General features: G+C 58.9%; 16 protein-coding genes and 3 tRNA genes. 15 read left to right on the forward strand and 4 right to left on the reverse strand.

Going from position 1 to position 18912, the window contains the following annotated elements:
* The first annotated feature begins 186 nt into the window (after nucleotides 1-186).
* From WI754_RS13565 to tuf, 3 genes are all read left to right on the forward strand, one after another.
* A tRNA-Tyr gene (locus WI754_RS13565) sits at nucleotides 187-271 on the forward strand.
* Nucleotides 272-294: 23 nt separating this feature from the next.
* Nucleotides 295-368, forward strand: a tRNA-Gly gene (locus WI754_RS13570).
* A gap of 263 nt (nucleotides 369-631) precedes the next feature.
* Entirely contained in the window at nucleotides 632-1807 is a 1176-nt protein-coding gene (tuf, locus tag WI754_RS13575) for an elongation factor Tu (RefSeq protein ID WP_349433979.1), read from the forward strand.
* A 182-nt stretch (nucleotides 1808-1989) separates the two neighbouring features.
* On the opposite strand, the gene WI754_RS13580 is transcribed toward tuf, so the two are convergent.
* Nucleotides 1990-2790, reverse strand: coding sequence for a hypothetical protein (locus WI754_RS13580; protein WP_349433980.1), 801 nt, complete (start codon nucleotides 2788-2790; stop codon nucleotides 1990-1992).
* A 180-nt stretch (nucleotides 2791-2970) separates the two neighbouring features.
* Between WI754_RS13580 and WI754_RS13585 the strand changes: the two genes are divergently transcribed.
* The 9 genes from WI754_RS13585 to rpoB all read left to right on the forward strand — a co-directional run bounded on the left by WI754_RS13585 (nucleotide 2971) and on the right by rpoB (nucleotide 12153).
* Complete coding sequence (locus WI754_RS13585) at nucleotides 2971-3864, forward strand: NAD(P)-dependent oxidoreductase (RefSeq protein ID WP_349433981.1); 894 nt, start codon at nucleotides 2971-2973, stop codon at nucleotides 3862-3864.
* A 153-nt stretch (nucleotides 3865-4017) separates the two neighbouring features.
* A tRNA-Trp gene (locus tag WI754_RS13590) sits at nucleotides 4018-4093 on the forward strand.
* Between the two features lie 213 nt (nucleotides 4094-4306).
* Complete coding sequence (gene secE, locus WI754_RS13595; RefSeq protein ID WP_037133855.1) at nucleotides 4307-4507, forward strand: preprotein translocase subunit SecE; 201 nt, start codon at nucleotides 4307-4309, stop codon at nucleotides 4505-4507.
* A 16-nt stretch (nucleotides 4508-4523) separates the two neighbouring features.
* Nucleotides 4524-5054: a transcription termination/antitermination protein NusG gene (gene nusG / locus WI754_RS13600; RefSeq protein WP_018325892.1), complete on the forward strand. Its 531-nt coding sequence runs from the start codon at nucleotides 4524-4526 to the stop codon at nucleotides 5052-5054.
* 268 nt (nucleotides 5055-5322) lie between these two features.
* Nucleotides 5323-5754: a 50S ribosomal protein L11 gene (rplK, locus tag WI754_RS13605; RefSeq protein ID WP_349433983.1), complete on the forward strand. Its 432-nt coding sequence runs from the start codon at nucleotides 5323-5325 to the stop codon at nucleotides 5752-5754.
* 4 nt (nucleotides 5755-5758) lie between these two features.
* Nucleotides 5759-6457, forward strand: a complete 699-nt coding sequence (gene rplA, locus WI754_RS13610) for a 50S ribosomal protein L1 (protein ID WP_349433984.1) — start codon at nucleotides 5759-5761, stop codon at nucleotides 6455-6457.
* A gap of 333 nt (nucleotides 6458-6790) precedes the next feature.
* Entirely contained in the window at nucleotides 6791-7312 is a 522-nt protein-coding gene (rplJ, locus tag WI754_RS13615) for a 50S ribosomal protein L10 (RefSeq protein WP_349433985.1), read from the forward strand.
* A gap of 58 nt (nucleotides 7313-7370) precedes the next feature.
* Nucleotides 7371-7748 carry a 50S ribosomal protein L7/L12 gene (gene rplL, locus WI754_RS13620; protein WP_349433986.1) on the forward strand — a complete coding sequence of 126 codons (378 nt, stop codon included), beginning with the start codon at nucleotides 7371-7373 and terminating at the stop codon, nucleotides 7746-7748.
* 265 nt (nucleotides 7749-8013) lie between these two features.
* The gene (rpoB, locus tag WI754_RS13625) at nucleotides 8014-12153 is read left to right on the forward strand and encodes a DNA-directed RNA polymerase subunit beta (protein ID WP_349433987.1); all 4140 of its coding nucleotides are present in this window, start codon (nucleotides 8014-8016) and stop codon (nucleotides 12151-12153) included.
* A gap of 62 nt (nucleotides 12154-12215) precedes the next feature.
* Here rpoB and WI754_RS13630 read toward each other — a convergent pair whose 3' ends face one another.
* Nucleotides 12216-12365, reverse strand: coding sequence for a hypothetical protein (locus WI754_RS13630; protein WP_349433989.1), 150 nt, complete (start codon nucleotides 12363-12365; stop codon nucleotides 12216-12218).
* On the opposite strand from WI754_RS13630, the gene rpoC reads away from it, so the two are divergent.
* Complete coding sequence (gene rpoC, locus WI754_RS13635; RefSeq protein ID WP_349433990.1) at nucleotides 12349-16557, forward strand: DNA-directed RNA polymerase subunit beta'; 4209 nt, start codon at nucleotides 12349-12351, stop codon at nucleotides 16555-16557. The genes WI754_RS13630 and rpoC overlap by 17 nt on opposite strands.
* A gap of 81 nt (nucleotides 16558-16638) precedes the next feature.
* Here rpoC and WI754_RS13640 read toward each other — a convergent pair whose 3' ends face one another.
* Nucleotides 16639-17082, reverse strand: coding sequence for an NUDIX domain-containing protein (locus WI754_RS13640; protein ID WP_349433991.1), 444 nt, complete (start codon nucleotides 17080-17082; stop codon nucleotides 16639-16641).
* Between the two features lie 10 nt (nucleotides 17083-17092).
* Nucleotides 17093-17386 (reverse strand): transcriptional regulator, encoded by a 294-nt coding sequence (locus tag WI754_RS13645; protein ID WP_349433992.1) that lies wholly within the window; start codon nucleotides 17384-17386, stop codon nucleotides 17093-17095.
* 573 nt (nucleotides 17387-17959) lie between these two features.
* Between WI754_RS13645 and rpsL the strand changes: the two genes are divergently transcribed.
* Nucleotides 17960-18331, forward strand: coding sequence for a 30S ribosomal protein S12 (rpsL, locus tag WI754_RS13650; RefSeq protein ID WP_003507760.1), 372 nt, complete (start codon nucleotides 17960-17962; stop codon nucleotides 18329-18331).
* Nucleotides 18332-18411: 80 nt separating this feature from the next.
* Nucleotides 18412-18882: a 30S ribosomal protein S7 gene (gene rpsG, locus WI754_RS13655; RefSeq protein WP_018325882.1), complete on the forward strand. Its 471-nt coding sequence runs from the start codon at nucleotides 18412-18414 to the stop codon at nucleotides 18880-18882.
* Nucleotides 18883-18912: the final 30 nt, after the last annotated feature.

Raw genomic sequence — 18912 nt, forward strand, 5'->3', positions numbered from 1 at the left:
GGGAACCGTTTTTCGCGAAATCGATGGCTCGCAATCTTTATGGCGAATTTCGCAACTTTTTCTGACCGATCGTGTTGACAGGATGAAACGGGGCGGTCATATACCCGGCGCAGATCGAAGGGGCGTCTTGCTCCGGCAGAGTGCTTCGATCTGAAATGCTTGGTCGCTTGATCCCGACAGAATAATGGAGGGATGCCCGAGTGGTTAAAGGGGACGGACTGTAAATCCGTTGGCTCAGCCTACGTTGGTTCAAATCCAACTCCCTCCACCATTCTGTCAGACGGATCTTGACCCGCGGGTATAGCTCAATGGTAGAGCAGCAGCCTTCCAAGCTGAATACGCGGGTTCGATTCCCGCTACCCGCTCCAGCAAAATAACCAAACAATCCCGTCGTCTAAAGTTTTTCTTTAGCAATCGCGCACAAGTCGTTGATTTGCGCTGACTTCCGCCTTTGGCGTCGGCGGCGTTGGAATCGCGCTCGGCAATCCCCACATAGACATCAGCAAGAGGCCAAGGTCTTGGAAGGGCGCAAAATAATTAAGTCTTGCGCAATTCTTCCGAAACCCTTAAACGCCTCCCCAAACCGGCGCCGCCGGACGATCCATTCTCATTGATCACAGGAAACGTACCCATGGCAAAGAGCAAATTTGAGCGCAACAAGCCGCACGTTAACATTGGCACGATCGGCCACGTTGACCATGGCAAGACGTCGCTGACGGCAGCGATCACGAAGTATTTCGGCGAATACAAGGCGTATGACCAGATCGACGCCGCTCCGGAAGAAAAGGCGCGCGGCATCACCATCTCGACGGCGCACGTCGAATATGAGACGCCGGCCCGTCACTATGCGCACGTCGACTGCCCCGGCCACGCCGACTACGTCAAGAACATGATCACCGGTGCGGCCCAGATGGACGGCGCGATCCTGGTTTGCTCGGCTGCCGACGGCCCGATGCCGCAGACCCGCGAGCACATCCTGCTTGCCCGTCAGGTCGGCGTTCCGGCGATCGTCGTGTTCCTCAACAAGGTCGACCAGGTCGACGACGCCGAACTGCTCGAACTCGTTGAGCTGGAAGTGCGCGAACTGCTGTCGTCCTACGACTTCCCGGGCGACGACATCCCGATCATCAAGGGTTCGGCTCTGGCTGCGCTGGAAGATTCGGACAAGAAGATCGGCGAAGACGCGATCCGCGAGCTGATGGCAGCGGTTGACGCCTACATCCCGACGCCTGAGCGTCCGATCGACCAGCCGTTCCTGATGCCGATCGAAGACGTGTTCTCGATCTCGGGCCGTGGCACGGTCGTCACCGGTCGCGTCGAGCGCGGCATCGTCAAGGTTGGCGAGGAAATCGAAATCGTCGGCATCCGTCCGACGACGAAGACGACCTGCACCGGCGTTGAAATGTTCCGCAAGCTGCTCGACCAGGGCCAGGCCGGCGACAACATCGGCGCGCTGCTGCGCGGCGTCACCCGTGACGGCGTCGAGCGTGGCCAGATCCTGTGCAAGCCGGGTTCGGTCAAGCCGCACAAGAAGTTCATGGCTGAAGCCTACATCCTGACGAAGGAAGAAGGCGGCCGTCATACGCCGTTCTTCACCAACTACCGTCCGCAGTTCTACTTCCGCACGACGGACGTGACGGGCATCGTGTCGCTGCCGGAAGGCACGGAAATGGTCATGCCGGGCGACAACGTCACCGTTGCCGTCGAGCTGATCGTGCCGATCGCGATGGAAGAAAAGCTGCGCTTCGCCATCCGCGAAGGCGGCCGCACCGTCGGCGCCGGCATCGTCGCATCGATCGTCGAGTAATCGCTTAAGATTGCCGGAATTCTGGAAGGCCCCGCTGGAAACAGTGGGGCCTTTTTGCGTTATCTTCTTGCCTGCATGAAACTGCAAGGCGTCGCGTGATGTTTGCAACGTGCTTTCGTGTATTCAGCGGCACGGGACTTTGGCGCCCTGCAACCTCGCACTTTCCTCGCAGTATTGCGGGGTCAGTGGCCGAATCTTTTGAAGCGCTTGAAGAAGCCGCGGATGCGGCGCTCGAGCTTCGTCTTCGACCAGAGCTTGGCGACTTGCCGTTCAATCCCGGTGAAGCGGTTGGCAAGCACATTGTTGGCAACGAGCGCGATCGTCGCTTCGCTGAATTCGGGAAACCGGCTGTGGATGCGGGCGAGGCAACCGGCCGGTTCGCTGAGTTTTTCCTCAAAACGCCGGATGCGACCCTTCTTGACGAAAAGCTGCAGCATGATCTGCTCGAACGTCCAGTCATGTTCGGTGTACATGCTGAACTGCAGGCCGGCAACGCCCGTGAAGCCGCAAAGGCAGACATTGGCATGCGGCATCTTCTCGGCAAGCCAGACGGCAATGGCAAAGCCCGTGGTCGGCATCCGTTCCACCGGGTAGAGCGGGCCGAACGTGTAGTCGAAATCGAGCGTATGCGGCACCAGGTCGCTTTTGCGCGGCGACGTCACTCCAGCCCCTCCATCCGCAACCCCACGATCGGCGATCACGCCAATTTCAGCCTTCAGGCTACGCGTAAAAAGACTGTAGGCCGTGTCGAAATGCTTCTGCGACTTCAGGAAGCGCGTACCGCCGGCGACGAGACGATGACAGAGTACGGCGTCCTTGTCGAAAGGGCGGGAGAGGACTTTGGCGCAACCCGTGAAGAAGACGTAAAGTGTTTTCTCCGGCAACGTGCTCGTGATTACGTCGATATCGACGCTTTCGCTGTTGGCGATCAACGCCACCATTTCATAGCCTGAGAGAAGTGCTTCGAAATCTTCGGCTTGCATCGACATGTTTTCGTGGCCGTCCGGACTGTTATACCTTGTGCAATACGACATAGATGACGCCGCGCCTTCCGTCATCCCTTGCCGCGCAGAAATAACATTGCGGCTGCGGAACGGACAGGGCATATCGGTTTTGACGAGGAAAGCCGCCTGTTTGGGTGGCCAGCAAGCGGAGGATGTCCCATGAACAAGCGGATTCTGTTCACCGGCGGTGCGGGCAAGGCGGGGCGGCATGCCGTGCCATATCTGGTCGAGGCCGGCTATGAGGTTCACAATGTCGATCTCGTGCCGCTCGATAGCCCCGGTGTCACCAACCTCATCGCCGACATCACTGACAGCGGTCAGATGTTCAACGTCATGTCGATGCACCGGGACTTTCCGGATCTTGAACACGGGCAGGGGCCGCAGCCGTTTGACGCCGTTGTTCATTTCGCCGCCGTACCGCGCATCCTGATCAAGCCGGACAACGAGACCTTCCGCATCAACACGATGGGCACCTACAATGTCATCGAGGCGGCGGTGAAGTTCGGCATCCGCAAGATCATCGTCGCGTCAAGCGAAACCACCTATGGCGTCTGCTTTGCCGAAGGCCACCGCGACTTCCATCAGTTTCCGCTGGAAGAGGACTACGACGTCAATCCGATGGACAGCTACGGCCTGTCGAAGGTGGTCAACGAGAAGACGGCGCGCGCCTTTGCCGAGCGTTCCGGCTTCGATATCTATGCGCTGCGCATCGGCAATGTGATCGAGCCGCATGAATATGAGCGATTCCCGGCCTATTTCGCCAATCCGGAGATCCGCAAGCGCATCGCCTGGAGCTATATCGACGCGCGCGATCTCGGCCAGATCGTCAAGCTCTGCATCGAGAAGGACGGTCTTGGCTTCGAGGTCTTCAACGCGGCGAACGACACGGTCTCGGCCGATACGCCGTCGCGCGAGCTTGCAGCCCGCTATTTCCCCAACGTACCGTTCACGCGGGAGATCGGCGAATTCGAGGGGCTCTTGTCGAACCGGAAGATTCGCGAGGTGCTCGGGTTCAAGGAAGAGCATGACTGGCGGAAATATGTCAGCAGGTGAGCGAGGCTCATTTGCTCGGTAAAAAAGAAAGCCGGATATCACCGAATTCTTTCTCTTTTTCCGGTAAAGACGCTTGTCATCGCCGGGCAAACTGAATAATAAGCCGCAGACTTACCGCGGCACACAGCCTTTAAGGCATCGGCGCTGCGGTCTAGGGGTATAGCTCAGTTGGTAGAGCGGCGGTCTCCAAAACCGCAGGTCGCAGGTTCGAGCCCTGCTGCCCCTGCCATTCGGACCAGCGCAACATATGCAGCGGCGGCATGGCAGCACATACAGATGGCAGCACATACAGGAAAAGGGCTTGCCTTTTTCCGGCTAATTTCGCAAAAAGACCGTTGACCTCTTGTGATTTATAGAATCGGTCTTTATGTAGGGTTCAAACAGACACGCGGCGCGTGGGGCTGATCGTCAGCTTTACGGGCCGTTAAGGCGTGAGCATTCAATGGCATCCAAAACAAATCCATTTACGTTTCTGCAGCAAGTGCGCTCCGAGACGTCGAAAGTGACATGGCCTTCCCGGCGCGAGACGACGATCTCGACGCTGATGGTGTTCGTCATGGTCTTCTTTGCGGCACTCTTCTTTTTTGCTGCGGACCAACTGATGGGCTGGCTGATCGGCCTCGTCCTGAATGCTGGTATCTGAACGGGTGGGGATGAATATGGCAGCGCGTTGGTACATCGTTCACGCCTACTCGAATTTCGAGAAGAAGGTTGCGGAATCGATCGAGGAGAAGGCCAAGCAGAAGGGTCTCAGCCATCTGTTTGAAAAGATTCTCGTCCCGACCGAAAAGGTCGTTGAGGTTCGTCGTGGCCGCAAGGTCGATGCCGAGCGCAAGTTTTTTCCCGGCTACGTGCTCGTGCGTGCCAATCTGACGGATGAGGCCTATCACCTCATCAAGAATACGCCGAAGGTGACCGGCTTCCTCGGATCCGACAACAAGCCGGTTCCGATTCCGGATTTCGAGGCCGAGCGCATTCTCGGTCAGGTTCAGGACGGTGTCGATCGTCCGAAGCCTTCGATCTCGTTCGAGATCGGTGAGCAGGTTCGCGTCTCCGACGGTCCGTTTGCCTCGTTCAACGGCATCGTGCAGGACGTGGACGAAGAGCGTTCGCGCCTCAAGGTCGAGGTTTCGATCTTTGGCCGTGCGACGCCGGTAGACCTTGAATACGCTCAGGTCGAGAAAGTCTGATTTCTGATTGCCGCAGCGCTGGGATAACCGGCTGCGCGGCATTCTTTTGTTTTCCGGATATTCGTATCCGGTAAAGGCGGGGTGACCCGCAATCCGCGTGGAAGGAAACCGGTCTTAGCCGGACCGGCGCTCCGCACCACGCAACCGCAGCCGCCACTCCCTTTGACGAGGGATGGCATGAAGGGCCGGGAAACCGGTCGGAACGTTTCCTGGTCCAGTTCGTCATCTGACGGGCGGTGAGGCAGGAAAAACCAAAAGGCAGAGAGAAATGGCTAAGAAAGTTGCAGGCCAGCTCAAGCTTCAGGTCAAGGCAGGATCGGCAAACCCGTCCCCGCCGATCGGCCCGGCGCTTGGTCAGCGTGGCATTAACATCATGGAATTCTGCAAGTCGTTCAACGCGGCTACGCAGGAAATGGAAAAGGGCATGCCGATCCCGGTCGTCATCACCTACTACCAGGACAAGTCCTTCACCTTCGTCATGAAGCAGCCGCCGGTCAGCTACTTCCTGAAGAAGGAAGCAAAGATCCAGTCCGGCTCGAAGACGCCGGGCAAGGGTGCGACCGCAGGCAAGCTCACCAAGGCTCAGATCAAGTCGATCGCCGAAGCCAAGATGAAGGACCTGAACGCAGCCGATATCGAAGGCGCAATGACCATGATCGAGGGCTCGGCCCGCGCCATGGGTCTGGAAGTGGTGGGCTAAGATCATGGCAAAGCTTGCAAAGCGCGTACAGAAGACCCGCGAAGGCATCGACCCGACAAAGCTCGTGGCCCTGCCGGAAGCAATTTCCCTGGTGAAGGCCCGTGCCATCGCCAAGTTCGACGAAACCATCGAAGTTGCGATGAACCTCGGTGTCGATCCGCGTCACGCCGACCAGATGGTCCGTGGCGTCGTCAACCTGCCGAACGGCACCGGCCGTGACGTTCGCGTCGCCGTTTTCGCCCGTGGCGCCAAGGCTGATGAAGCCAAGGCTGCTGGCGCTGATGTCGTTGGCGCAGAAGACCTTGTCGAAATCGTTCAGGGCGGCAAGATCGACTTCGATCGCTGCATCGCGACCCCGGACATGATGCCGCTCGTTGGCCGTCTCGGTAAGGTACTCGGCCCGCGCGGCATGATGCCGAACCCGAAGGTCGGAACGGTTACGATGGACGTCGCCGGTGCTGTCAAGGCATCGAAGGGCGGCGCAGTCGAGTTCCGCGTCGAAAAGGCCGGTATCGTTCATGCCGGTATCGGCAAGGCTTCCTTCACCGCTTCCGCCATTGAAGAAAACATCCGTGCGTTTGCGGATGCGGTCATCAAGGCAAAGCCGGCAGGTGCCAAGGGCAACTACGTCAAGCGCGTGGCGATTTCCTCGACCATGGGCCCGGGCGTCAAGGTTGATCCTTCGTCGGTCACCGCCGCTTAGTGATTTATCCGGACTTCGGTCCGGTCACAGATTTCCGGCCCTTCGGGGCCGGGAATTCCGGGATCAAACCCGGAACTCCTGTCCGAGATTGCAGGTGGTTATCCCTTAATCACTTCAGCCTGCATGAGACGGGTGAGTCCCGAATTTCATTTGACGCGCTTTAAGCGTGGGAATTCGGTTCGAACCTCGGCTTGCCTTGTGCCGGACCCGCTTAAAACGGGAACGCGCAGGGGACAGGATCCTCGAGCGTCGCTTGGGATCAACTCTGATCCCATGTGGCAAAGGCAAACCGACTGGGCTGTGTTTTGCGGTCCAGTCAACTGGAGATAGGCAGTGGAAAGAGCGGAAAAACGCGAATTCGTCACGGAGCTGAACGAGTCCTTCAAGGGCGCCGGTTCGGTTGTCGTGGCCCACTATGCTGGTGTCACAGTCGCACAGATGAACGACTTCCGTTCGAAGATGCGCGCTGCTGGCGGCACCGTCAAAGTCGCGAAGAACCGCCTGGCCAAGATCGCCCTTCAGGGTACGGAAGCCGAAGGGATGTCCAATCTCTTCAAGGGTCAGACGCTGGTTGCATTCAGCGCCGACCCGATCACGGCTCCAAAGGTTGTCATGGATTTCGCCAAGACCAACGACAAGATCGTTGTTCTGGGCGGCGCCATGGGAGCAACGACGCTCAATGCGGATGCAGTCAAGTCGCTTGCGACCCTGCCTTCGCTGGATGAACTGCGTGCAAAGCTGCTGGGCATGATCCAGACCCCGGCTACCCGCATCGCAGGCGTTGTTGCAGCACCGGCAAGCCAGCTTGCCCGCGTGTTCGCGGCCTACGCCAAGAAGGACGAAGAAGCCGCATAAGGCGGTTTTTCGTTGTTTATATCTAACCAAGTTCGAACCGAACAAAAGGAACTAAAAAATGGCTGATCTCGCAAAGATCGTAGACGACCTGTCCTCGCTGACCGTTCTGGAAGCTGCAGAACTGTCGAAGCTTCTTGAAGAAAAGTGGGGCGTTTCCGCTGCTGCTCCGGTAGCAGTTGCTGCTGCTGGCGGCGCCGGTGCTGCTGCTGTTGTTGAAGAAGAAAAGACTGAATTCGACGTCATCCTCGCTGATGCCGGCGCAAACAAGATCAACGTCATCAAGGAAGTTCGCGCTATCACGGGCCTCGGCCTGAAGGAAGCCAAGGACCTCGTTGAAGCCGCTCCGAAGGCTGTCAAGGAAGCTGTTTCCAAGGCTGAAGCAGCTGATCTCAAGAAGAAGCTCGAAGACGCTGGCGCCAAGGTCGACGTCAAGTAATCGTGCCTATTTCTAAGGAGAGGTGGTCCGAAAGGACCGCCTCTCTTTGACCGCTTTCTGAACATATTACCCAAAAGCCTATTGAAAACGGCTTTTGGGTAATGGGTTCTTCAAAAGGATGGTCTCGATCCAAGGACAGCACAGCAATCCGCGCTGAGCGTTTTTGGAGGTTGGACGAGATTGGACAACCCATTGATTGACGGGATCGACTGGCCATCGGTTCCCGTCCGTTGCAGGCCCGGATGCAAAATTTGAAGGAGCGACGATGGCTCAGACCCTTTCATTCAATGGTCGTAGGCGCGTACGCAAGTTTTTTGGTAAAATTCCCGAAGTCGCAGAAATGCCGAACCTCATCGAGGTTCAGAAGGCATCCTACGACCAGTTCCTCATGGTCGACGAGCCGCAGGGCGGCCGTCCGGACGAGGGGCTTCAGTCCGTTTTCAAGTCCGTTTTCCCGATCACGGATTTCTCCGGCGCATCGATGCTCGAATTCGTGTCCTACGAATTCGAACAGCCGAAGTTCGACGTCGAGGAATGCCGTCAGCGCGATCTGACCTACGCAGCGCCACTGAAGGTGACGCTGCGCCTCATCGTGTTTGATATCGACGAGGATACGGGCGCCAAGTCCATCAAGGACATCAAGGAACAGAACGTCTACATGGGCGACATGCCGCTCATGACCAACAATGGTACGTTCATCGTCAACGGCACCGAGCGCGTCATCGTTTCGCAGATGCACCGTTCGCCGGGCGTGTTCTTCGATCACGACAAGGGCAAGAGCCACTCGTCGGGCAAGCTGTTGTTTGCTGCCCGCGTCATCCCGTATCGCGGCTCTTGGCTCGACATCGAATTCGACGCCAAGGACGTTGTCCACGCGCGTATCGACCGCCGCCGCAAGATCCCTGTCACGTCGCTCCTGATGGCGCTCGGCATGGACGGCGAGGAAATCCTCGAAACCTTCTACACGAAGTCGTTCTACCAGCGCGACGGCAAGGGCTGGCGGATTCCGTTCCAGCCGGATACGCTCAAGGGCCAGAAGGCTCTGTCCGACCTCATCGATGCCGATACCGGCGAAGTCGTGGTCGAATCCGGCAAGAAGCTGACGCCGCGCCTGCTGAAGACGTTGAAGGAAAAGGGCCTCAAGGCCATCAAGGCGTCCGACGACGATCTCTACGGCAACTTCCTTGCTGAAGACCTCGTCAACATGTCGACGGGTGAAATCTTCCTCGAAGCCGGCGATGAAATCGACGAGAAGACGCTCGGCGTCATCCTCGCGGCCGGTTTCGACGAAATCCCGGTTCTCGACATCGACCACATCAATGTCGGTGCCTATATCCGCAACACGCTTTCCGTGGACAAGAACGAGAACCGTCAGGACGCTCTGTTCGATATCTACCGCGTCATGCGTCCGGGCGAGCCGCCGACCATGGATTCGGCGGAAGCCATGTTCAACACGCTGTTCTTCGATGCGGAGCGTTACGATCTCTCCGCCGTTGGCCGTGTGAAGATGAACATGCGCCTTGACCTCGATGCCGCCGACACGGTCCGCATCCTGCGCAAGGAAGACATCCTGGCTGTCGTCAAGATGCTGGTCGACCTGCGCGACGGCAAGGGCGAAATCGACGATATCGACAACCTCGGCAACCGCCGTGTGCGTTCGGTCGGCGAACTGATGGAAAATCAGTATCGTCTCGGTCTGCTGCGCATGGAGCGTGCGATCAAGGAGCGTATGTCGTCGATCGAAATCGACACCGTCATGCCGCAGGATCTGATCAACGCCAAGCCGGCTGCTGCTGCTGTCCGCGAGTTCTTCGGTTCCTCGCAGCTGTCGCAGTTCATGGACCAGGTTAACCCGCTGTCGGAAATCACCCACAAGCGCCGCCTCTCGGCTCTTGGCCCGGGCGGTCTGACGCGCGAACGCGCAGGCTTCGAAGTCCGAGACGTTCACCCGACCCACTATGGCCGTATCTGCCCGATCGAAACGCCGGAAGGCCCGAACATCGGTCTGATCAACTCGCTCGCGACCTTCGCTCGCGTCAACAAGTACGGCTTTATCGAAAGCCCGTACCGCAAGATTGTCGACGGCAAGGTGACGCGTGAGGTCGTCTATCTGTCGGCGATGGAAGAAGCCAAGTATCACGTCGCGCAGGCAAACTCCGAGCTCAACGCGGACCAGTCGTTTGTGGAAGAGTTCGTGGTCTGCCGTCACGCCGGCGACGTTATGCTGGCGCCGCGCGACCAGATCAACCTGATGGACGTTTCGCCGAAACAGCTCGTGTCTGTTGCGGCCGCCCTCATTCCGTTCCTCGAAAACGACGACGCCAACCGCGCGCTCATGGGCTCGAACATGCAGCGTCAGGCCGTGCCTCTGCTGCGTGCCGAAGCACCGTTCGTCGGTACCGGCATGGAGCCGGTCGTTGCGCGCGACTCCGGTGCTGCCATCGCAGCCCGCCGTGGCGGCGTAGTCGACCAGGTTGACGCGACCCGTATCGTTATTCGCGCAACGGAAGACCTCGAAGCCGGCAAATCCGGCGTCGATATCTACCGTCTGCAGAAATTCCAGCGTTCGAACCAGAACACCTGCGTCAACCAGCGCCCGCTGGTCACCGTCGGTGACATCCTGAACAAGGGCGACATCATCGCTGACGGTCCGTCGACCGATCTCGGCGATCTAGCGCTCGGCCGCAACGCCCTCGTCGCGTTCATGCCCTGGAACGGCTACAACTACGAAGACTCGATCCTGCTCTCCGAGCGCATCGTTCGCGATGACGTGTTCACCTCCATCCACATCGAAGAGTTCGAAGTGATGGCGCGCGACACCAAGCTCGGTCCGGAAGAAATCACCCGCGACATTCCGAACGTTTCGGAAGAAGCGCTGAAGAACCTCGATGAAGCCGGTATCGTCTACATCGGTGCGGAAGTTCAGCCGGGCGACATCCTGGTCGGTAAGATCACGCCGAAGGGCGAAAGCCCGATGACGCCGGAAGAAAAGCTTCTGCGCGCCATCTTCGGCGAAAAGGCCTCCGACGTTCGCGACACCTCCATGCGCATGCCTCCGGGCACCTTCGGCACCATCGTCGAAGTCCGCGTCTTCAACCGCCACGGCGTGGAAAAAGACGAGCGTGCGATGGCGATCGAGCGCGAAGAGATCGAGCGGCTGGCAAAGGACCGCGACGACGAGCAGGCGATCCTCGATCGCAACGTCTATTCGCGCCTTCTCGACATGCTGCGCGGTCACGTAGCGGTCGCCGGTCCGAAGGGCTTCAAGAAGGGCACCGAGCTTTCGAACGCCGTCATCTCCGAATACCCCCGCTCGCAGTGGTGGATGTTCGCGGTTGAAGACGAAAAGGCTCAGGGCGAAGTCGAGGCCCTGCGCGGTCAGTACGACGAATCCAAGTCGCTTCTCGAGCACCGCTTCATGGACAAGGTCGAAAAGGTCCAGCGCGGCGATGAAATGCCTCCGGGCGTCATGAAGATGGTCAAGGTCTTCGTCGCTGTGAAGCGCAAGATCCAGCCGGGCGACAAGATGGCCGGCCGTCACGGCAACAAGGGTGTGGTTTCCCGCATCGTGCCGATCGAAGACATGCCGTTCCTCGAAGACGGCACGCATGTCGACGTCGTTCTGAACCCGCTCGGCGTGCCTTCGCGCATGAACGTCGGCCAGATCCTCGAAACCCATCTCGGCTGGGCTTGTGCCGGCATGGGCAAGAAGATCGGCGCGATGCTCGATGCCTATAAGGCGGGCGCTGACATTCAGCCGCTGCGCGATACCATCGACAGCGTCATCGGGTCCGGTCCGAAGGGCGAGCCGATCAAGCAGTACGACGATGAATCGATCGTCCGCTTGGCCGAGCAGACCCGCCGCGGCGTGTCAATCGCAACGCCGGTTTTCGACGGCGCGGTGGAAGCCGACGTCAACGAGATGCTGGAACAGGCAGGCCTGAAGGTTACTGGTCAGTCGACGCTGTATGATGGCCGTACCGGCGATCAGTTCGACCGCCAGGTGACCGTCGGCTACATCTACATGCTGAAACTGAACCACCTTGTCGACGACAAGATCCACGCTCGTTCGATCGGTCCTTACTCGCTCGTTACCCAGCAGCCGCTGGGCGGCAAGGCGCAGTTCGGCGGTCAGCGCTTCGGGGAAATGGAAGTCTGGGCTCTGGAAGCCTACGGCGCCGCCTACACCCTGCAGGAAATGCTGACGGTGAAGTCGGACGACGTGGCGGGCCGTACCAAGGTCTACGAAGCGATCGTCCGTGGCGACGATACGTTCGAAGCCGGTATTCCGGAGAGCTTCAACGTTCTCGTCAAAGAAATGCGGTCCCTGGGTCTCTCCGTCGAGCTGGAAAACTCGAAGCTTGAAGAGCTGCAGCCGACGCAGCTGCCTGACGCCGCCGAGTAAGACATCATCAAGGTGCGTGCCGCTCCCCAAGCGGCGCGCACCGTTTCCGCCAGGTCCGGTGTTCAAGCGGGCAGGGCAGGAAATGCGGCCGCATAAAATGCGGTTTTATCCATTTTCAGGCTGCGGTCCGGCGCCCGGGATTTGCCGGAACCGTCCAGCCAAGAAGAGGGCGATACGCCCACGAAGGAGATAGGCATGAACCAAGAGGTCATGAATCTTTTCAATCCGCAGGTGCCTGCACAGACATTCGATTCCATCCGGATCTCGATTGCCTCGCCGGAGAAGATTCTCTCCTGGTCTTACGGTGAAATCAAGAAGCCGGAGACGATCAACTACCGCACGTTCAAACCGGAACGCGACGGTCTGTTCTGCGCGCGCATCTTTGGACCGATCAAGGACTACGAATGCTTGTGCGGCAAGTACAAGCGCATGAAGTACAAGGGCATCATCTGCGAAAAGTGCGGCGTCGAAGTTACGCTGTCGCGCGTTCGCCGCGAGCGCATGGGTCATATCGAGCTCGCCGCTCCCGTTGCCCATATCTGGTTCCTGAAGTCCCTGCCGAGCCGTATCGCAACGTTGCTCGACATGACGCTGAAGGATATCGAGCGCGTCCTCTATTTCGAAAACTACATCGTCACCGAGCCGGGTCTGACGTCCCTCAAGGAAAACCAGCTCCTCTCGGAAGAAGAATACATGATCGCCGTCGACGAGTTCGGCGAAGATCAGTTCACGGCGATGATCGGCGCGGAAGCCATCTATGAGATGCTCGCTTCGATGAACCTCGACAAGATCGCCGGCGATCTGCGTTCGGAAATGGCTGACACCACGTCCGAGCTGAAGCAGAAGAAGCTGATGAAGCGCCTGAAGATCGTTGAGAACTTCATGGAATCCGGCAACCGTCCGGAATGGATGATCATGAAGGTCGTCCCGGTGATCCCGCCGGATCTGCGTCCGCTCGTTCCGCTGGATGGCGGCCGTTTCGCGACGTCCGACCTCAACGATCTCTATCGCCGCGTCATCAACCGTAACAACCGTCTGAAGCGGCTGATCGAGCTTCGTGCGCCTGGCATCATCATTCGCAACGAAAAGCGCATGCTGCAGGAATCCGTCGATGCGCTGTTCGACAACGGCCGCCGCGGCCGCGTCATCACCGGCGCCAACAAGCGCCCGCTGAAGTCGCTGTCCGACATGCTCAAGGGCAAGCAGGGCCGCTTCCGCCAGAACCTGCTCGGCAAGCGCGTCGACTATTCCGGCCGTTCGGTCATCGTGACCGGTCCCGAACTGAAGCTGCACCAGTGCGGCCTGCCGAAGAAGATGGCGCTCGAACTGTTCAAGCCGTTCATCTACGCTCGTCTCGACGCCAAGGGTTACTCCTCGACCGTCAAGCAGGCGAAGAAGCTGGTTGAGAAGGAAAAGCCGGAAGTCTGGGATATCCTCGACGAGGTCATCCGCGAACATCCGGTTCTCTTGAACCGCGCACCGACGCTGCACCGCCTGGGCATCCAGGCCTTCGAACCGACCCTGGTCGAAGGCAAGGCGATCCAGCTGCATCCGCTTGTCTGCACGGCGTTCAACGCCGACTTCGACGGCGACCAGATGGCCGTTCACGTTCCGCTGTCGCTCGAAGCGCAGCTGGAAGCGCGCGTGCTGATGATGTCGACCAACAACATCCTGCATCCGGCAAACGGCGCACCGATCATCGTTCCGTCGCAGGACATGGTTCTCGGTCTCTACTATCTGTCGATCATGAACCAGAACGAGCCGGGCGAAGGCATGGCCTTCTCCGATCTGGGCGAGTTGCATCACGCGCTTGAAACCAAGTCAGTGACGCTGCATGCCAAGATCCGCGGCCGCTTCAAGACTGTGGATGCCGAAGGCAAGCCGGTTTCGAAGATCTATGAAACGACGCCTGGCCGCATGCTCATCGGCGAACTTCTGCCGAAGAACGTCAACGTGCCGTTCGACGTCTGCAACCAGGAACTGACCAAGAAGAACATCTCCAAGATGATCGACACGGTCTACCGCCATTGCGGCCAGAAGGACACGGTCATTTTCTGCGACCGCATCATGCAGCTCGGCTTCGCCCATGCCTGCCGCGCCGGCATTTCGTTCGGCAAGGACGACATGGTCATTCCGGACACCAAGGCCAAGATCGTCGGCGACACCGAAAGCCTGGTGAAGGAATACGAGCAGCAGTACAATGACGGCCTCATCACCCAGGGCGAAAAGTACAACAAGGTTGTCGACGCCTGGGGCAAGGCGACCGAAAAGGTCGCCGACGAGATGATGGCACGCATCAAAGCGGTCGAATTCGACGACAACGGCCGTCAGAAGCCGATGAACTCGATCTATATGATGTCGCACTCCGGCGCCCGCGGTTCTCCGAACCAGATGCGTCAGCTGGGCGGCATGCGCGGCCTGATGGCCAAGCCTTCGGGCGAAATCATCGAGACGCCGATCATCTCGAACTTCAAGGAAGGCCTGACCGTCAACGAGTACTTCAACTCGACCCACGGTGCCCGTAAGGGTCTTGCAGACACCGCCTTGAAGACCGCGAACTCCGGTTACCTGACCCGCCGTCTCGTCGACGTTGCGCAGGATTGCATCGTCAACTCGGTGGATTGCGGTACCGAAACCGGCCTCACCATGACCGCCATCGTCGATGCCGGTCAGGTCGTGGCTTCGCTCGGCGCTCGCGTTCTCGGCCGCACGGCCCTCGACAACATCGATCATCCCGTCACCGGCGATCGCATCGTCGATGCCGGCAAGATGATCCTCGAAGCCGACGTCGTCGAAATCGAGAAGGCTGGTATCCAGTCGATCCGCATCCGTTCGGCGCTGACCTGCGAAATCCAGACCGGCGTCTGCGGCGTCTGCTACGGCCGCGACCTGGCGCGTGGTACGCCTGTCAACATGGGTGAAGCTGTCGGCGTCATCGCCGCTCAGTCGATCGGCGAACCGGGCACCCAGCTCACCATGCGTACGTTCCACCTTGGTGGTACCGCAACGGTGGTCGACCAGTCGTTCCTCGAAGCGTCGTACGAAGGTACCGTGCAGATCAAGAACCGCAACATGCTGCGCAACTCGGACAACGTTCTCGTTGCCATGGGCCGCAACATGGCGATCCAGATCCTCGACGAACGCGGTGTCGAGCGGTCCTCGCAGCGCGTCGCCTACGGCTCGAAGATCTATGTCGACGACGCCGACAAGGTGAAGCGCGGTCAGCGTCTGGCCGAGTGGGACCCCTACACGCGTCCGATGATGACGGAAGTCGAAGGCACGGTTCATTTCGAAGATATCGTCGACGGTATCTCCGTTCTGGAAGCGACCGACGAGGCGACCGGCATCACCAAGCGCCAGGTTATCGACTGGCGTTCGACGCCGCGCGGTATCGACCTGAAGCCGGCGATCGTCATCAAGGACAAGAATGGTGCCGTTGCCAAGCTTGCCCGTGGCGGCGAAGCCCGCTTCATGCTCTCGGTCGACGCCATTCTGTCGGTCGAGCCGGGCACGAAGGTCTCCCAGGGTGACGTGCTTGCACGTTCGCCGCTGGAAAGCGCCAAGACGAAGGACATCACCGGCGGTCTGCCGCGCGTTGCCGAACTCTTCGAAGCGCGCCGTCCGAAGGATCACGCGATCATCGCCGAAATCGATGGTACGATCCGCTTCGGCCGCGACTACAAGAACAAGCGCCGCGTGCTGATCGAGCCTGCGGAAGACGGTGTGGAGCCGGTCGAGTACCTGATCCCGAAGGGCAAGCCCTTCCATCTTCAGGATGGCGACTATATCGAAAAGGGTGACTACATCCTCGACGGTAACCCGGCACCGCACGACATCCTGGCGATCAAGGGCGTGGAGGCACTCGCTTCCTACCTGGTCAACGAAATCCAGGAAGTCTACCGTCTGCAGGGCGTTGTGATCAACGACAAGCACATCGAGGTGATCGTTCGCCAGATGCTGCAGAAGGTGGAAGTGACCGACGCCGGTGACTCGACCTATATCGTTGGCGACAGCGTCGACCGCATCGAGCTGGAAGATGTTAACGATCAGCTGATCGAACAGGGCAAGAAGCCGGCTTACGGCGATCCGGTCCTGCTCGGCATCACCAAGGCGTCGCTGCAGACGCCGTCCTTCATCTCGGCCGCTTCCTTCCAGGAAACGACCAAGGTGCTGACGGAAGCTGCGATTGCCGGCAAGACCGACGGCCTGCAGGGTCTGAAGGAAAACGTCATCGTCGGCCGTCTGATCCCGGCCGGTACCGGCGGCACGATGACCCAGATCCGCCGTATTGCGACCGCGCGCGACGAGATGATCCTCGAAGAGCGCCGCAAGGGAACGGGAGCAGAGGCCGCAACACCGATGCTCGCCGACATGGCGGCGAAGGAAGAAGCCGCGGCCGAATAAGGCCGAACGGAAAGGGCGGTTCGGCCGCCCTTTCCGACCCAATTGAAAAAGCCGCCCCGAGCGATCCGGGCGGCTTTTTTCTTATATGGAAATCCTCGCGAGATGTTGTTCCATGCCGTAACCGAGCTTCAGAGCGGCGTGCTCGATCCGCATCCAGAAGAACCGGAAGCGGATTGGCGGCCCGCCGCCGAAGGGCGTCATCTCCCTGTGGATCCAGGTTTCCGCCAGTTCGCCGGTAAGCTTGACGTGAAAATAGGAGCGCCGGTGCCAGATTTCCCTTTCGCCGCGGACAAAGCGATGATCGTCCGTCGCAAGCAATGCGAAGGGGGCGTCGCACTGAATGCCGGTCTCCTCGGCAAACTCACGCTGGGCCGCAGCCAGGATATCCTCCCCCGGTTCGATCGTACCTCCTGGGACTTGCAACGCGACTGCGGGAAAATCCGGTTCATCGAAAACGAGAAGGAAATCCTTCCTCGTTGCGTAGATCAGAACCTTGAAGGCATCCAAAACTGGTTGATCAACCATCTGAAGAAGATCAGCCGAACTTGATGATCGCCACTTCGCCGGTGAGCGCGCCCTGATAGGCGGAGGCGTGCGGTTCTTCGTCGGGAATGTCGGTGAGAGTGCCGATCTGGTCGAGGTCGGCCTCGAGAAAACCTTCTTCAGCAAGCGCGTTCAAAGCTTCGCGCACTGCGGTGTCGTCGTCCGGCGCGCGTAGCATGACGTGGATATCGATGCCCTCGTCGCCATCCTGCTCATAGGCCTTACCGATGATGATGAAGATCATTGGGCCCTCGAGGTTGTTGTCGTTGTCAGGGATGGCAGTCATGGCAATGTCCTTGTTCGAAAGATGTGTGTACCGACCTTACAGCGTATTGCCGCGCGGTGCGCCCTAAAAAGCAATCACCCAAGACGAATCGCGTCGGACAGGCGGCCGATTCTGTCCTGACGGCTGGATTGTGAAATTGCTTTATGATTCTTTAAGTTGAGGATTGGGCATTGGCGATTCAGCCCTGCCGGATGTTTGGCCAGGGCTGGTTCGGTCGCAAAAGCCTTGTTTTACAGGCATGTCAGCCGTGCGCCGGGAAGAATATTTGTTAATTCCCCTTGACGGGACACCCCGAAATCAGTACACCCCGCCCCATCGGAGCCCATGTGAGGCTGGCTGGTTCGGAACGTCTCGTTCTGGAGTTCGCCTCAAACAAGGTTCGAAACGCACGCTGAAGACCAAAATGCTGCATGCAAGACGCTGAAATACGGCGTCCTCTGCTTTTTTTGCGGGCCATCTGCCGAAAGGCGGATCGGTCCTCGTTTTGCGCATTTATCAAGCGTTCGAAACCGCCGGCGACGGCATCGATCCGCCCGCAAGGGTAATGAGACAGATTTTGTAAGGGATGGTTATATGCCTACCGTAAACCAGCTGATCCGCAAGCCGCGTCAGGCACAGGTAAAGCGCAACAAGGTTCCTGCTCTGCAGGAAAACCCGCAGAAGCGCGGCGTTTGCACCCGCGTCTACACGACGACCCCGAAGAAGCCGAACTCGGCTCTGCGTAAGGTTGCCAAGATTCGCCTGACCAACGGCTTCGAAGTCATCGGCTACATTCCGGGTGAAGGTCACAACCTTCAGGAGCACTCCGTGGTCATGATCCGCGGTGGCCGCGTAAAGGACTTGCCGGGCGTTCGCTACCACATCATCCGCGGTGTTCTCGATACCCAGGGTGTCAAGAACCGCAAGCAGCGCCGCTCCAAGTATGGTGCGAAGCGTCCGAAGTAATTCGGTTTTCTTAGGAATTCGGCGCTGCGCGAGGTTCTCCGCGTGATAAGGCGCCCGTCAACAGTTGAGAGACAAAACGTATGTCCCGTCGTCATAGTGCAGAAAAGCGCGAGATCAATCCGGACCCGAAGTTCGGCGATCTGGTCGTCACCAAGTTCATGAACGCCATCATGCTTCATGGTAAGAAGTCCGTTGCTGAAAACATCGTTTACGGTGCTTTCGATGCGGTTCAGGGCAAGCTGAAGCAGGAGCCGGTCGCCGTGTTCCATTCGGCTCTCGACAACATCGCTCCGCACGTCGAAGTCCGTTCGCGTCGCGTTGGTGGTGCAACCTACCAGGTTCCGGTCGATGTTCGCCCCGAGCGCCGCCAGGCTCTTGCCATTCGCTGGCTGATCGCCGCTGCCCGCAAGCGCAACGAGACCACCATGATCGATCGCCTTTGCGGCGAACTCATGGATGCTGCCAACAACCGTGGCAGCGCCGTCAAGAAGCGCGAAGACACGCACAAGATGGCTGACGCGAACCGCGCATTCTCGCATTACCGCTGGTAATCGACGAACAATTTTCGAAAGGCAGTCACT

Source organism: Pararhizobium sp. A13 (assembly GCF_040126305.1).
GTDB lineage: Bacteria > Pseudomonadota > Alphaproteobacteria > Rhizobiales > Rhizobiaceae > Pararhizobium.